A 13,406-nucleotide genomic window follows, 5' to 3' on the forward strand; every position below is an offset into this window, starting at 1 on the left:
ACTTGCCTCGCCAGACCGACGAGGTCAGCAGGTCCGCTGAGTTGAGGCTTCAAACGGAGCCGGACAGCGAGAACCCGGCTGTCACCCCCATCAGCGTCCAGGCGAGCAGGGTGAACGACGGAGTCCAGAACTGGTGGGCGGCCATCACCAGGGCCGTGCTCAGCGCGATGCCGAGCGCGACCCTGGTGGCGGCGAAGCTGTTACTCATCAGTGCTCACGGGCGGGGCCAGGCGCAGATGTAGAAGGACGTACCGCCGCAGCTAGCGATGTTTCCGTCGGCGCAGCGGTAAGGGGTGCCGCTGAACGTCCAACGCCAGGCGTTCCGGGCAGTGTAGCCGTCTCCGCACGCCTTGATGGCGTAGCTGTTCCAGCAGGTGCCGGAGGAGCGCAAGAACCAGCCGTCGCCGCCGCAGTAGCTCTTGGAGTAGGTGCCACCCACGCAGATCTTGGTGTCGTTGTTGTAACCGCTCCAGTTGTTGTAACCGGCGCAGTGGGTGTACTCATCCCCTACCACTGCCTGGGCGCTGTTGTTCCTGCCCGGCAGGGCGGACAGCACGTTCAGGGCCAGGGCGCCGCCCAGCACGCCTGCGGTCTTGAAGATGGTTCTGCGGGAGGGCATCGACCACGTCAGGCTGCGACGCCTGCCGCTGTCCGGCTCGTCTTCCACGGAGGGCACCTCGGCCCAGTAGCGGTCGACATCGACTGTCATGCGCTTAACCTCTCTGAGGAGTCGACGGCGAGAAAGGCGTCGAGGTCGTCATCGGAACCGACGACCCTGCGCCATTCCTCCGTCCCGTTGGCGGAGTACTTGACCAGCGTCGGGGTCGCGCCGACGGCGACCGTGCCGACAAGGGTGGCGTCGATGACGGGGAGGACCTGGCTGTCCGCCACCCACTCGGCGCAACGGTCGGCGGGTGCCAGCAGCACGGCGTGTCCGGACAGGCCTGGCCCGGCCACGGCGGCAAGGCGGTGGGCACGATCCCGGCAGTTGGAGCAGTGCTCCGACACGACCAGGACGAAGGTCGGCAAACCATCGTCGGAGCCGAACCTGTCCACCGACCTGACGACCGGCGCCGCCGGCGCGGCCGCCTGCGCGCGCAGCAGCTTGCCCTGCAGCTCACGGACCATGTTCAGCATCGCGGCGAAGGCGAAGAGGAGCAGCACCGTCCCCAGGAAGGACAGAACCGCCAGCGAGTCCAGGAATGCCCTCATCGGTCTAGCTCAGCCTGCACGAGATGGACTCCACGACATTGATGAAGCGCGCGTCGTCCGGGCGGGCGGCGACCACGGTCGTCGCGGTGCTGTCATTGACCATGAAGGCTGAGCGGGTCTGGACGATGCCGGTCGCGTCGCGCTCGTCGACGCGCCACATCGAGCCGCCAGGCACCTTCTTGCCCGTGGAGGGCGGGATCGCCTCCAAGGCTTCCGCGATCGGCTTGACCTGGACATTGCAGACCTGGTCGATGGTGTTGACCGCCAGCAGGTTGCCGAGCGTCAGGCCCGCTCCCGCCCGGGGCAGCATGGTCAGCCCTTCCGGTGTGTCCTGGATGTCGAACTTGGCCAGGATGTCCATGAAGGCTTCGAACGGGACGCCCGTGCCGGTGAAGAAGGTGGCAATCTCGTGGTGCGGTCCCACCCACACCATGTTGGTCCCGATCTCCGGGTCCTCGAGCGACACCATCCGGCCGCCGTTCCACTGGGCCTCACGCACGGTGTAGCGGGACCAGTCGCCCATCTGCTTCGGGAGGAGTTCGTTGGACCCTGCCGGAACGACCTGGAACCGGATGCCACCGGTGGGGCCGTGTGCCCAGATGAGGTAGGCCCAGCCGCCGATGAAGGGCTGAGAGTTTCCGTCGACCGTTAGACGTTGTCCGTTGGGTGCACGCACTTGCATGGGGTTGCCTTTCACAAGGAGGGGGGAGGGGCACACCGAGTAGTCCGGATGGGCTTTGAACTGGCAGGGAGGTGTAGGTGTGCCCGGCGCCTGCGCCGAACTCCATCAAGATCAAACGGAATATCTCACGCGATCTACAGGCAGTCAAGATCTTGTCAAGTCTATGGATCGGGCTGCATACTGTGTGTCCCAAATTCCTTTACAGTCGTTCGCTAAACCACCGCGAAGTTTCAGTAGGTGCCTGGGTCTAGTCGTGGGATTGGTAATGGCGACTGGAAGTGTCCTGATGGCCGCCTTGGTTGTTACTGACGTCTTTCTCACGACGGGCTACATCGAGATGGGTTATGACGAAGGGGCCTCGGAGCCTTACTGAACAGAGACCCCGTCTGATGCGGCGAGGGTGTGGCCGACTCGTACCGGAGCCGCCCGGGCGCCGTTGTCAAAGATGTACGCACTGGACCGGGCCGCGTATCTGGCTGTATTAAAGGCGATGGATCCGGGGTTGGTCATCGATGAGGAGCGGGCGATTCGGCGGGGCCGAGCGGTTTGCGACAAGATCATAAACGTCGGCACGACTCGTCACCGGAATCGGACGGATCAGGGACGAAGCATTACCGAACGGCAGCCGGAAACCCAGAACAATAGCAGCGGACAGCCGCCCAGTTGATCTTCTAATCCGACGGTCTCGGCCAGGCCCTTCGTGCGGAACGTCGAGGACTTCTCACGAGTGTCCACCGTCCAGCGCACGGTGTGCGCGACGACCCGCTTGGGCTTCCCCGGCCCCTGGTGGGTCTTGTTCGCGCGAATCTCCCAGAACTTCACGTTGTAGGTCGGGTTCACGCAGCCTCCCGGAGGCTTTCCAGCCAGGGGCACCTCCATCCATGTCACAGGGGGCCGGGCTACCTCGTCTCAGGGGGTGTAGCCACCGACGACCACAGAGGAGCACACCATGGACGCGCGACTGAACTACTTCGCCGACCCGACCGCCAGCAAGGTACTCAAGTACTTCATGGCGGCGGGCAAGGCGCTCAAGGACTCGCCGCTGCCGACCGCCACGCAGGAGCTGGTGGCGCTTCGCGTGAGTCAGATCAACGGCTGCGCAGTCTGCATCGACATGCACACCAAAGAGGCCGCCGCTGCCGGCGAGACCTCGGTCCGGCTGAACCTCGTCGCGGCGTGGCGGGAGGCCACGGTCTTCACCGAGGCCGAGCGTGCCGCGCTGGAACTGGCGGAGGAGGGGACCCGGGTCGCGGATGCGGCCGGTGGGGTCAGCGACGAGGTGTGGGCGTACGCCGCCAAGCACTACGACGAGGAGCAGCTCACCGCCCTGGTGATCCTGATCTCCTTCATGAACACCGCGAACCGGCTGAACATCATCACCCAGCAGCCGGCCGGCGACTACGAGCCCGGGCAGTTCCACTGAACGGCATCAGCAACTGGCTCGGGGTCCGGCTACGGGCTCCGGGCCTCCGGGCTCGGGGGCGTTACTCTGGCCTGCCGGTGGCCCGGATGTTTAACAGAAGATCGGTGGCCCGGATCTTTAACAGAAGATGCCTGCGCCAGCGAGTACGGCCGGAGGGCTTCAAGGGGAGGGGATCCCGCGTGAGCAAGGTCGAAGAGTTCGAGGAGCTGCGGCCGCTGCTGTTTTCGATCGCCTATCGGATTCTGGGCAGTGTGAGTGAGGCCGAGGACGCGGTGCAGGAGACATGGCTGCGCTTTGACGGATCGGCGACCCAGCCCACGTCGACCAAGGCTCTTCTGTCGGCCACGGTGACGCGGATCTCGATCGATGTGCTGCGCTCCGCACGGGTGCGGCGGGAGGAGTACGTGGGCCCGTGGTTTCCCGAGCCGCTGCTGAGCGATCCGTATCAGGATCCGGCGCGGTCGGTGGAGCTGGCCGACTCGGTGTCGATGGCGGCGCTGCTGCTGCTGGAGCGGCTCAGCCCGCTGGAGCGGGCGGTGTTTGTGCTGCGGGAGGTGTTCGGCTTCGGGTTCGACGAGGTCGCCGCGGCGGTGGGGCGGTCGGAGGCGGCGTGCCGGCAGCTGCTGGTGCGCGCGCGGCGGCATATGGAGGCCGGGCGGCCGCGCTTCGAAGCGGTCCGCAAAGAGCGGGAGGAACTGGCGTCGCGGTTCTTCGGCGCCCTCCGCGAAGGCGACGTCGCCAGCCTGCAGGAACTGCTCGCCGCCGACGTATCGATGGTCGGCGACGGTGGCGGCAAGGCCCCGCAGCTGGCCAGGGCTGTCATCGGCGCCAAGAACGTGGCCCGGCTGCTTGCCTCCATCTTCCTCCAGATGGCCCGGATCGACGTGACGTTCGAGCCGCACGAGATCAACGGCCAGCCGGGCGCGATCTTCCGCGACCGGGACGGCAAGGTGCTCCACACCCTGGTGCTTGATGTACTCGACGGGCAGATCCAGACGATCCGCTCGGTGATCAACCCCGACAAGCTCGGGCACGTGGGCCCAGTTGCGGACGCATGGGCAATCGACCGCGAAGTAAGGCAGGCACGCAAAGACTTGGATGCCACTAATCGACCCGAAGATCTGGTCGTGGAAGGGCCACGACACTAGTCTGCCCGGATGGCCGTGACCGACTTCTCCCACAAGGCGGGTGAACATACCCGTGGGGACCAGGACGCCGCCACGCGGCTGTCCGTGCGGGACCGGATGATACCGCCGATGCCCGGTAGCGAACTGTGGGGCTGGCTCGGCCCGCTGATCGTGGCGCTGTTCGGTGCCTTCCTGCGTTTCTACCGCCTCGGCACGCCCAAGGCGATCGTTTTCGACGAGACGTGGTATGCCAAGGATGCCTTCTCGACGATCAAGTACGGTGTCGAGCGCGCGTTCGTCGACAAAGCCAACGATCTGCTGGTCGCCGGCAATACCGACGTCTTCAAGCACTGCGATCAGGTGTCCAAATGCGCCGGATACGTGGTGCATCCGCCGCTGGGGAAGTGGCTGATCGGCGTCGGCGAGATGATCTTCGGGATGAACCCGTTCGGCTGGCGATTCGCCGCCGCACTGGTCGGAGCGCTGTCGATCTTCATCCTGGCCCGGCTGGCCCGCAGGATGACCCGATCGACCCTGCTCGGCTGTCTGGCCGGGTTCCTGCTGTCGCTGGACGCGCTGCACTTCGTGCTGTCCCGTACGGCGCTGCTGGACATCTTCCTGATGTTCTGGGTCCTGGCCGGGTTCGCCTGCCTGGTGGTGGACCGGGACCGGACGCGGCAGACGCTGGCCGAGTGGCACGCGTCGGCCACCTCACTCGACGTCGGCCCACGGCTCGGCTGGCGGCCGTGGCGGCTGGCGGCCGGGCTGTGCCTGGGCGCGGGCCTCGCCACGAAGTGGACCGCGATCCTGTTCATCGCCGCCTTCGCGGTCATGTCGCTGCTGTGGGACGCGGGCGCGCGGCGCGCCGTGGGGCTGCGCCGGCCGTACCGCGAGACCCTCCGGCTGGACATGCCGTTGGCCGCGGCGTGGACGGCCCTGGTACCGGCCATCGTGTACGTCTCCTCGTTCGCGGGCTGGTTCGCCACCGACAAGGGGTACGGCCGGAAGTGGGAGCAGGCCACCTCGAGCGGCCCGGTCTTCTTCGTCTTCGACTCGCTCCGTTCGTGGCTGAGCTACCAGCTTCAGGTGCTGAGCTTCCACACCGGGTTGGAGGAGGAGCACCCCTACCAGTCCGAGCCGTGGAGCTGGCCGCTGCTGCTGCGTCCTGTGGCGTTCTTCTACGAGTCGCCCAAGACCTGCGGCGCGGACAGCTGCTCATGGGCCGTGCTCGGCACCGGAACCCCGGTGATCTGGTTCGCCGGCCTCGCCGCCATGATCGGCATGATCGCGTGGTACGTGGCGACCCGTGACTGGCGGGCCGGCGCGGTGCTCCTCGCGTACGCCGCGGGCTGGCTGCCGTGGTTCTACTACGCGATCGCCGACAACCGAACGATGTACCTGTTCTACGCGCTGCCGATGCTGCCGTTCATGATCCTCGCGATCGTGCTCGCCTGCGGCCTCATACTCGGGCCCGCTGTACCAGATAGGCGGCGGCTGATCGGATCTATAGCTGTCGGCGCCTTCGCACTGCTCGCGCTGGTCAACTTCTGGTGGCTCTATCCCGTCATCGGTGCCGAGGTGATCCCCTACCAGGACTGGTACGACCGAATGCTTTTCAAGAATGGCTGGATCTAAAGAGGACTTTCGCCGAGAAGACGAAGGCGGAGGTCTTCGATGCCTCCGGCGGGGGCGTCGGCTCCGGGGTGATCGCCCACGCGCGAGCGAGTCCGCGTCCGGCAGTCGGACCACTACCAGGTGGGCACCGACATCGCCCCCACCCTCGCCAGCCGAAACGGGTGTATCGTGGCATACATGACTATATGTAACGTCAGGTGTGCTGAGCGTTACGTCTTCTGGCGCGTCGGCATGACAGCAGCGCGTACTCCTGTTCCATGCCAAGTCACATGATCAACCGGCGGGCCTTCCTGCGCGCCGGCATCGTCGCCGGAGGCCTCCTGACCGGTGCGGCATCCGCGGGCACCGCCGTATTCGCCCGCACCGCTCAGCCGTCGAACGGGACCGTGCCGGACCAGGGTCCCGCCACCCCGGACCAGGCGTGGGCGACCCTGCGCGAGGGTAACCGCCGCTGGGTGGACGGCACCGCCACCCACCCGCACCAGGACGCCGATCGCCGCAGGGAGGTGGCGCAGAAGCAGAACCCGTTCGCGGTCGTATTCTCGTGCATCGACTCGCGAGTCTCCCCCGAGTTGGTCTTCGACGCCGGGCTGGGCGACCTGTTCGTGGTGCGGACCGCCGCGCAGACCATTGACCCGCTGGTGACAGGTGCCGCCGAGTACGGCCCAGCCGAAGTCGGCACCCCGCTCGTCGTCGTGCTCGGCCATCAGCGCTGCGGGGCAGTCACGGCCGCCGCAGAATCGCTGCACGAGCACAAGAAGCTGCCTGGCGAGCTGAGCACGATCGCTTCCGCCCTGCGTTCGGCCTACACGCGTTCGGGCGGCGACGTCGACAAGATGATCCGCATCAACACCGTCGACGTGGTGAACCAGCTCAAGAAGGACAAGCTCTTCACTCCTCGCATCGCCAAGGGCGAGCTCAAAGTCATCGGCGCGTACTACTCGATCGACACCGGCACAGTCACCCGCCTCGTCTGACCCGGCGGGAATAGAGCCTCGCCCGGCGAAAGGAGGGTGCTCGCCGTAGGCCGCCGGGTCGGACCCGAGCCGATCTGCGAGGTGCCGCAGGCGGCGATCTCGACCTACTACCGTGCTGTGGCGGACGGTTGTTCCAGTGTCCCTGCGGACTCTGTCGCAGTAGCCTACTGGCGTGATCGGCACCCTTCCGGAAGGTTCATCCAAGATTCGGGTGTTACGCGGGGTCGTGTCTCGTAGGCCGGGTTTGCTGGTTCCGGCATCGCTACGACGGGTCACCGGGCCGATATTGGCGGGCGCGGCGGCGGTGGCGATCGCAGCCATTCTCGACCACGCCGTCCTGCATGTCGGCTTCAACGCGTTCCTGCTCGGGCCGATCGCGCTGATCGCGGGGACGGTCGCCGTAGTACTCAGCGCGTCTCAACCGGATCAGCATCTGCATCACCTCACCGCCGAAGATCATGCTGAGCTGTACGACCTGGTCCACGACGTCGCCGACGCGCTGGCGGTGCGGCGGCCGCGGCGGATCTCGGTGTGGGCACACCCAGACTCAGTGGCTGTACGCCCACTGCCGTGGAGGAGCGAGCTGTGGCTGGGCTTGCCGTACCTCACCGAAATGAGCTCCGACGAACTCAGGGCAGTGATCGCGTATGAGCTCACCCTCCTCAAGCTGCGCCGATCCTGTCTTGTGAACGCAGCCCTTTCGTTCTTGCACGAGGAGGTGCCGCGCGGAGGTGGCCTGCCCGTAGAGGTCGAGATGCTGGCGATGGCCGCGATCAAGGAGGCGGACGCGGCTGCGGTACGCATCGCGGGCGAACGCGTCACCACCGCGGCGCTCTGGCGAGGTGGGCTGATCTCCTACTCGTTCACGTGGTTCGCCGTCCGCTATGCCTGGCCGATGGCGGGCCTGCGCTGGTATCCATCCGATCTGTATGTGGGCTGGCGCTGGAAAGTACACCACGATGATCTGCATGGCAGATTCATCCGCCATCTCCTCGAAGATGAGCGGCCCTTCGGCATGAAGGCCAGGGTCACTGTGATCGGAGGAGAGCAGGGAGAGGTCCTCCCGGTCGTGGTCGGCGTATTGCCGACCGGACTGCCTAAGGAGATCGAAGCTCGGCTGGCGCGAGCCTATCTGCGCGAGGAGTTTCCCGCGCAGTACGTCAAGTCGGTAGCCTTCGCCACCTTGCCTGACACGATTTGGGATGCTGTGTTCGAGCAGCAACTCGCTGATGTGTCGGAGGCCTTGGCACGCGTTCTCAACAAGGCCACGGTGACCCCTCGCGACGTTCTCGACATAGTGGTCACCGGCCGGGTAGGAGAGATCACCTGGGATCACCGCGACTGGTTGTGCACACATTCCACGCCGGAAGTCTGCGTGCTGTTCCCGCTCCTCCACCACGCGCTTCGGTCTGGCGGTTACCGATACGAGCATCCCCTGAGGCAGCGCCTACTGGTCTCGGATGATGGCCGGCGTGTGGACGTTGTGGCGCTCGCTGAACAAGTGGCGGGCGGCGGACCGGTGCCGGATTGGCTACCGCTTGGCGGAGAAAGCCCGGACCTGTCGCGGAGATCGTAGAGATCGCCCTCCATCGCTCGCCGCTCGCCTCGCGCGACCTCCGCAGCCCGGGTGCCCGACCGGCTGGCGACGGGCCTGTCCCTGGGCGAGGAACACCCCAACGCGCTGGCAAGCCGCAACAACCCTCGCCCTCGTGTCGGATTGCGCGCGATCTCGATCGCGGTGCCAGCATGTCGTTCTGCCACGAGCCGAGTTGCCGCCAGCCGCCATCTGTGATCCGCAGCTCAGGTGCGTTGAATGGAGCCTGGCGGAATACGGTTGCCGGTCTGTGAGCTCAGTTCGACAACGTCCGTGCAGGTCCGGATGGTTCGGCCGTGTCGTGCCCAGGAGTGCCCTCGTTCCTGCCGGTCGTCCGCTCGACGAGGGCCTCGAGTTCGGCGACCGCTCGGTCGGTGGCCGTTTCGGCGGCGATCTCGGCCGCCAGTCGCTGCGCTTCGCGCTGGTAGGAGGGCTCGTGGAGGACACGGTCGACCGCCCGGGCGATCGTGCGGGGTGAGGCGTTCTTGCTCACAGTGATCCCGGCGCCGGCGAGTTCGACATGCCGTGCCACCTCGACCTGGTCGCGCCCGAGCGGCACGCAGACCAGGGGGACCCCGGCGGCCAGGGACTTGACGGCCGTCCCGTGGCCGGCGTGCGTGATCGTCACTGCGGCGTGGCGCAGCGCGGTGCTGTGCGGAGCGGCTGCGGTGACCAGGACGTTGCCGGGCGCGCGGACCGTCGCCGGGTCCACGGCCGGGCCGGTGGTCAGCAGCCCGCGCACCGGCAGCGTGCCGAGGGCTTCGGCGATGCGCTCGAGTTGCGTGCGCTGGTTCATGAACGATGAGCTCAGGCTGGCCAGAACCAGCGGTGCGTCACCTTCCGGCAGCTCCAGTTCCCCGGCCCAGGCCGGGTCATCGAGCCGTGGGCCGACGTGCCGCACGTAGGCGGGGAAGCGCCTGCTGGGGTAGTCCAGCGCACGCGGGGACAGCACGAGCAGCCGGTCGACGCGACCGAACGCGTCGATCACCGAGTCCACCGGCGATAGGCCGTGCGCGGCGCGGGCGGCGTTCAGCGCCGGCAGTCCCTTCCCCCACGGTTTGGGGATCAGCTGTGTCAGCACCCGATCGCGCAGGCGCCCCAGCACGCCCGAGGCGGGGGCGAGGCCCGGACCGGGCGGTGGTGCCCCCGGAGTGGGGAACGGATAAAGGGTCGTCGCCAGCGAGGCCACGGGGATCCCGGCGGCCTCGCCGCCGGTGAGCGCGCCGAGCAGCATGTGCTCAGCAACCAGCACGTCGGCCGGGCGGGCACGCAACTCGGCCAGCGTGTCCCGGGCGTAGTCGGCCGCGGGGCCGCAGACAATGCGATCTCTCAGCCGTGCGAACGCGCCGATCGGCGTGCGGGCCTCGAAGTCCTTGATGACGTCCTTGGCCGGATCGGTGGCGTCGCCCTGGGGCGCCGTGGTCCAGGCGATCGGTTCCACACCGCTGGCGGCGACTTCCTCGTGCAGTGACCTGTCAGCCAGCACCCGGACGCCGTGGCCGCGTTCGTGCAGCGCGCGGGCGATCGACAGGACGGGCGGCACGGCTCCGCCGCCGGACCAGGTGGCAAACAGGAAGTTCTTACGCATCGTGTCTCTTTCGGGGGTCGATCGAGGTCAACAGGTCGCGCATGGCACGTTCGGCGTCCTCACGCGACAGGCCGAGGTCGCGCCGCCACAGCTTCCACAGATAGACGTCCGTGGCGGCGTAGTGCAGGTTCAGCGCATGCTCGCGGGCGGGTCCCGGGGCCGGGAGGCGGTCGGCGAAGACCCGTTCCAGCCACGCCCGATGCTGGCCGCGCGCGTGAGCGGCCGCCCGGGCGATCGCCGGGACACGGTCCATCTGCGCGGTCCAGAGCACGTTGGCGTCGCCGTGCCGCTCGTAGTCCGCGAAGAGCACGGCCACGATCGCCGCTACATCACCGGTCGGCGCCTGACGGGTGACCGCCGCTTGCGACGCCACCCAGTCGGCGACGGCATCGGCGAGCCCGTCCTTGCCGTCGAAGTGGTTGACGATGGTCTGCACCGACACGCCCGCCTCGTCTGCGATGTGCTGCAGCGTGACGTCGTCGTACCACCGCTGCATCCATAGCGCGACCGCAGCTTCGAGGATGCGCGCGCGTGTGGTCTCCACAGCCGCGGCGCGGGCACCCATACGGTACGGGCGCCTGGCCTTACTTTCCATGGAGTCATATCTATATTCAATTGCTAGGCCAGTCAAACGAAAGTGGACCAGAAGGCCAGTCGCGGGATATGTGCGGACAGAGGCGTACGCGCGCGGTGTCGGATCCACCATCCGAGAGGTGTCGAGGGTCAGCGGTGGAGCCGCTCACATTCAAGGTTGGTCGAACGTAGTGCACCTTGGGTGCGTTCAGGGCCGGATCAGCCGGATGCGGCGGAGCGGTCGAGGAACCGACGCAGACCGTTCCGCACTCCTTCAGTGGGCACGGTGGCGGCAAAGCAGGCCGCCTCGACGGCCAGCCCCTCGTCGATCGGCAGGTTGATACCTCGGGTGACCGAGCGCAGGCAGGCCGCCACGGCCGTCGGCGCATGCCTGACGATCCGGGCGGCCAGGTCCCGTGCGGCGTCGAGGAGTTCGTCGGCTGGTACGACGGCGTTGACCAAGCCGATCTCGGCGGCCCGTGTGGCGGGGATCGGGTCGCCGGTCAGAATCATCTCGAGGCCGCGCTTGCGGCCGACGTGTCGGGGCAGCCGCTGGGAGCCGCCGAACGGCGGAGGGAAGCCGAGGGTGATCTCGGGCTTGGCGAACGTCGCGTGCTCGGCGGCGATCGCGAGCGGGGCGGCCTCGGTGATCTCGCAACCGCCGCCGTAGGCGAGACCGTTGACCGCGACGATCACCGGCTTCGGGAACTCCTCGATCCGCCGGGTCAGCCCGTGACCACGCCGGACGATCTCGCGCAGGGCACGCTCAGCCCCGCCCGCGATGCTCCCCGCGAGAGACGGGATGTCCGCGCCCGCACTGAACGCCCTGCGGCCGGCGCCGGTCAAGATGACCGCGCGGACCGAGTCGTCGGAATCGATGCGGTCGAACGCGGCGAGCAGCGCGTCGATCGTCGGGTAGTCGAGCGCGTTGAGCTTCTGTTCCCGATCGATGGTGATCGTGACAAGGTGGTCGTTCTGGTCGATGCATACGGTCATGCCCGGGGCTCCGTTCGTTGGGCGTGGCCGACCTTTCGTTCAACCAGCCACTGGCCCAGGGGCAGGCCGACCAGCTGCGCCTGGCCTTGAGGATGCTCTCTACATCGGGCGAGGTCGAGTCGCTGCTCCGCCAGCACCCGCCGGGCGGGCGCCGCCACGACCGCGCGGTCGTGGCCACCTACCTGCTCGACCGCGGAATCGACAGCACGCCGGCGAACGTCCTGTTGACGGGCGGGACCCAGCAGGCGCTCGACACCGTGCTGCGCGCGCTCACCCGGCCCGGCGATGTCCTGGCCGTCGACGCGCTCAGTTACCCCGGCATCAAGCTCCTCGCCTCAGCGCACGGTCTCGACCTCGCTTCGGTCCCCCTGACGGCGACAGGTCCGGACCTCGTCGCGCTCGGCCGGCTGTGTCGCACGCGGCCCGTCCGCGCGATCTACGCGATGCCTACCGTGCACAACCCGCTCGGCTGGGTGCTCGACCGGGAGCAGCGCGCCCGCCTCGTCGCCATTGCCCGCGCCCACGACTGTGTGATCATCGAGGACGGCACGCACGCGTTCCTCGACGCCTCACGGCCCCCTCCACTTCAGGCTTTGGCGCCTGAACGCACCTGCTACGTCGCCGGCCTGTCCAAGAGTGTGGCGACCGGACTCCGGTTCGGCTTCGCCGTGGTGCCCGACCAGCACGCCGAATCCGTCACCAGAAGCCTGCGCGCGGCGAGCTGGGGGGTGCCAGGTCTCATCACCGCGCTTGCCACCGGGTGGATCGCCGATGGCATGGTCGCGCGGTTGGAGAAGGCACGCCGCGAGGACGCCGCCACCCGGCAGGAGATCGCACGGGCCGCGCTCACTGGCATGGATGTCACGGCGCACCCGACGTCCTACATCGTCTGGCTCGGTCTGGAGCCGCACCAACGTCCCGACCACGTCGCGGCCGTGCTCGCGGAGGAAGGGATCCTCGTGTCCACCGCCGATGCGTTCGCCACCGGCCCCTATCGCCCCCGTGCGCTCCGGCTCGCGCTGGGCACGCCATCACTGGGCGACCTCGGGCCCGTGTTGCAGCGCCTGCGGCGCGCGATCGAGGCGATCCCTCCATGACGCTTGCGAGATTCGCGCCCTGGGCGGCCGCTCCGGCTCCGGGATAATTGCCAAGGTCGTGCCCATCGTCGCCGCCTGCCGGTGGCTGAGGTAGAGGCCTGATCCAGTTCTCGTCCACCCGGAAGGGTCTACCGAAATGCGGGCCAGTGGTCCGGCCTTCAGGCCAGGGGTGAAGGCCCGCGCGGGAGTGCCCGCTAGGGCGCGAGCGCGCCTTCACCCACAGGTCACAGTGGGCGTTGCTGCTGCTCGATGTACTGCTTGACTGCCGTGAGCGGTGCGCCGCCGACTGATCCGGCGAAATAGGACCCCGACCAGAAGTGTCCACCCCACAGATACTTGCCGACATGTTCGGCATACTCCTTGCGCAGGAGCCGCGCCGAAACGCCCTTGAGACTGTTGACCAGTTTGGACAGGGCGACCTTCGGCGGGTAGTGGATCAGTAGGTGGACGTGGTCATGTTCGCCGTTGAACTCACGCAGCTCGACCTCGAAGTCGGCGCACA

15 protein-coding genes are annotated in these 13,406 nt (G+C 67.5%); 6 read left to right on the forward strand and 9 right to left on the reverse strand.

The annotated features are described in order from the left end of the window. Positions 1-49: 49 nt before the first annotated feature. The 5 genes from QSK17_RS14680 to QSK17_RS14700 form a co-directional block, all read right to left on the reverse strand. Positions 50-208, reverse strand: coding sequence for a hypothetical protein (locus QSK17_RS14680; protein WP_285705254.1), 159 nt, complete (start codon positions 206-208; stop codon positions 50-52). A 6-nt stretch (positions 209-214) separates the two neighbouring features. Next, on the reverse strand, positions 215-709 hold the full coding sequence (locus QSK17_RS14685) for a hypothetical protein (protein WP_285705255.1): 495 nt from the start codon (positions 707-709) through the stop codon (positions 215-217). Then, positions 706-1,212: a hypothetical protein gene (locus QSK17_RS14690; RefSeq protein WP_285705256.1), complete on the reverse strand. Its 507-nt coding sequence runs from the start codon at positions 1,210-1,212 to the stop codon at positions 706-708. Before QSK17_RS14690 ends, QSK17_RS14685 begins: the two co-directional genes overlap by 4 nt. A 4-nt stretch (positions 1,213-1,216) precedes the next feature. Next, positions 1,217-1,894: a hypothetical protein gene (locus tag QSK17_RS14695; RefSeq protein WP_285705257.1), complete on the reverse strand. Its 678-nt coding sequence runs from the start codon at positions 1,892-1,894 to the stop codon at positions 1,217-1,219. 597 nt (positions 1,895-2,491) lie between these two features. Next, positions 2,492-2,734, reverse strand: a complete 243-nt coding sequence (locus QSK17_RS14700) for a hypothetical protein (RefSeq protein WP_285705258.1) — start codon at positions 2,732-2,734, stop codon at positions 2,492-2,494. 109 nt (positions 2,735-2,843) lie between these two features. Here QSK17_RS14700 and QSK17_RS14705 point away from each other — a divergent pair, with 109 nt between their 5' ends. The 5 genes from QSK17_RS14705 (at position 2,844) to QSK17_RS14725 (ending at position 8,632) form a co-directional block, all read left to right on the forward strand. Beyond that, positions 2,844-3,317, forward strand: coding sequence for a carboxymuconolactone decarboxylase family protein (locus QSK17_RS14705; RefSeq protein WP_285705259.1), 474 nt, complete (start codon positions 2,844-2,846; stop codon positions 3,315-3,317). A gap of 179 nt (positions 3,318-3,496) precedes the next feature. After that, positions 3,497-4,465 carry an RNA polymerase sigma-70 factor gene (locus QSK17_RS14710; RefSeq protein WP_285705260.1) on the forward strand — a complete coding sequence of 323 codons (969 nt, stop codon included), beginning with the start codon at positions 3,497-3,499 and terminating at the stop codon, positions 4,463-4,465. Positions 4,466-4,573: 108 nt separating this feature from the next. After that, positions 4,574-6,079, forward strand: a complete 1,506-nt coding sequence (locus QSK17_RS14715) for a dolichyl-phosphate-mannose--protein mannosyltransferase (protein WP_285705261.1) — start codon at positions 4,574-4,576, stop codon at positions 6,077-6,079. 257 nt (positions 6,080-6,336) lie between these two features. Beyond that, positions 6,337-7,056 carry a carbonic anhydrase gene (locus QSK17_RS14720; RefSeq protein WP_285705262.1) on the forward strand — a complete coding sequence of 240 codons (720 nt, stop codon included), beginning with the start codon at positions 6,337-6,339 and terminating at the stop codon, positions 7,054-7,056. 172 nt (positions 7,057-7,228) lie between these two features. Continuing rightward, positions 7,229-8,632 carry a M48 family metalloprotease gene (locus QSK17_RS14725; protein WP_285705264.1) on the forward strand — a complete coding sequence of 468 codons (1,404 nt, stop codon included), beginning with the start codon at positions 7,229-7,231 and terminating at the stop codon, positions 8,630-8,632. Between the two features lie 274 nt (positions 8,633-8,906). Here the strand turns inward: QSK17_RS14725 and QSK17_RS14730 are convergent, their stop codons facing one another. The 3 genes from QSK17_RS14730 to QSK17_RS14740 form a co-directional block, all read right to left on the reverse strand. Further along, positions 8,907-10,238: a glycosyltransferase gene (locus QSK17_RS14730; RefSeq protein ID WP_285705265.1), complete on the reverse strand. Its 1,332-nt coding sequence runs from the start codon at positions 10,236-10,238 to the stop codon at positions 8,907-8,909. Further along, positions 10,231-10,782 carry a TetR/AcrR family transcriptional regulator gene (locus QSK17_RS14735; protein WP_285705266.1) on the reverse strand — a complete coding sequence of 184 codons (552 nt, stop codon included), beginning with the start codon at positions 10,780-10,782 and terminating at the stop codon, positions 10,231-10,233. The genes QSK17_RS14730 and QSK17_RS14735 overlap by 8 nt, the downstream gene beginning before the upstream one ends. A gap of 248 nt (positions 10,783-11,030) precedes the next feature. After that, positions 11,031-11,807: a crotonase/enoyl-CoA hydratase family protein gene (locus QSK17_RS14740; RefSeq protein WP_285705267.1), complete on the reverse strand. Its 777-nt coding sequence runs from the start codon at positions 11,805-11,807 to the stop codon at positions 11,031-11,033. Between the two features lie 23 nt (positions 11,808-11,830). Here QSK17_RS14740 and QSK17_RS14745 point away from each other — a divergent pair, with 23 nt between their 5' ends. Continuing rightward, a complete protein-coding gene (locus QSK17_RS14745) occupies positions 11,831-12,904 on the forward strand; it encodes an aminotransferase-like domain-containing protein (protein WP_285705268.1) in 1,074 nt (357 codons plus the stop codon). A gap of 224 nt (positions 12,905-13,128) precedes the next feature. Here QSK17_RS14745 and tnpA read toward each other — a convergent pair. Next, the coding region (gene tnpA / locus QSK17_RS14750) for an IS200/IS605 family transposase (protein WP_285705269.1) at positions 13,129-13,406 on the reverse strand (278 nt) is incomplete at its 5' end.

The organism is Microtetraspora sp. NBRC 16547, assembly GCF_030268965.1.
Taxonomy (GTDB): domain Bacteria; phylum Actinomycetota; class Actinomycetes; order Streptosporangiales; family Streptosporangiaceae; genus Microtetraspora.

Bases quoted from the DNA above. Each gene is read 5' to 3' on its own strand.
- QSK17_RS14680 (WP_285705254.1), bottom strand. From the start codon at position 208: ATGAGTAACAGCTTCGCCGCCACCAGGGTCGCGCTCGGCATCGCGCTG.
- QSK17_RS14685 (WP_285705255.1), bottom strand. From the start codon at position 709: ATGACAGTCGATGTCGACCGCTACTGGGCCGAGGTGCCCTCCGTGGAA.
- QSK17_RS14690 (WP_285705256.1), bottom strand. From the start codon at position 1,212: ATGAGGGCATTCCTGGACTCGCTGGCGGTTCTGTCCTTCCTGGGGACG.
- QSK17_RS14695 (WP_285705257.1), bottom strand. From the start codon at position 1,894: ATGCAAGTGCGTGCACCCAACGGACAACGTCTAACGGTCGACGGAAAC.
- QSK17_RS14705 (WP_285705259.1), top strand. From the start codon at position 2,844: ATGGACGCGCGACTGAACTACTTCGCCGACCCGACCGCCAGCAAGGTA.
- QSK17_RS14715 (WP_285705261.1), top strand. From the start codon at position 4,574: ATGCCCGGTAGCGAACTGTGGGGCTGGCTCGGCCCGCTGATCGTGGCG.
- QSK17_RS14720 (WP_285705262.1), top strand. From the start codon at position 6,337: ATGCCAAGTCACATGATCAACCGGCGGGCCTTCCTGCGCGCCGGCATC.
- QSK17_RS14730 (WP_285705265.1), bottom strand. From the start codon at position 10,238: ATGCGTAAGAACTTCCTGTTTGCCACCTGGTCCGGCGGCGGAGCCGTG.
- QSK17_RS14740 (WP_285705267.1), bottom strand. From the start codon at position 11,807: ATGACCGTATGCATCGACCAGAACGACCACCTTGTCACGATCACCATC.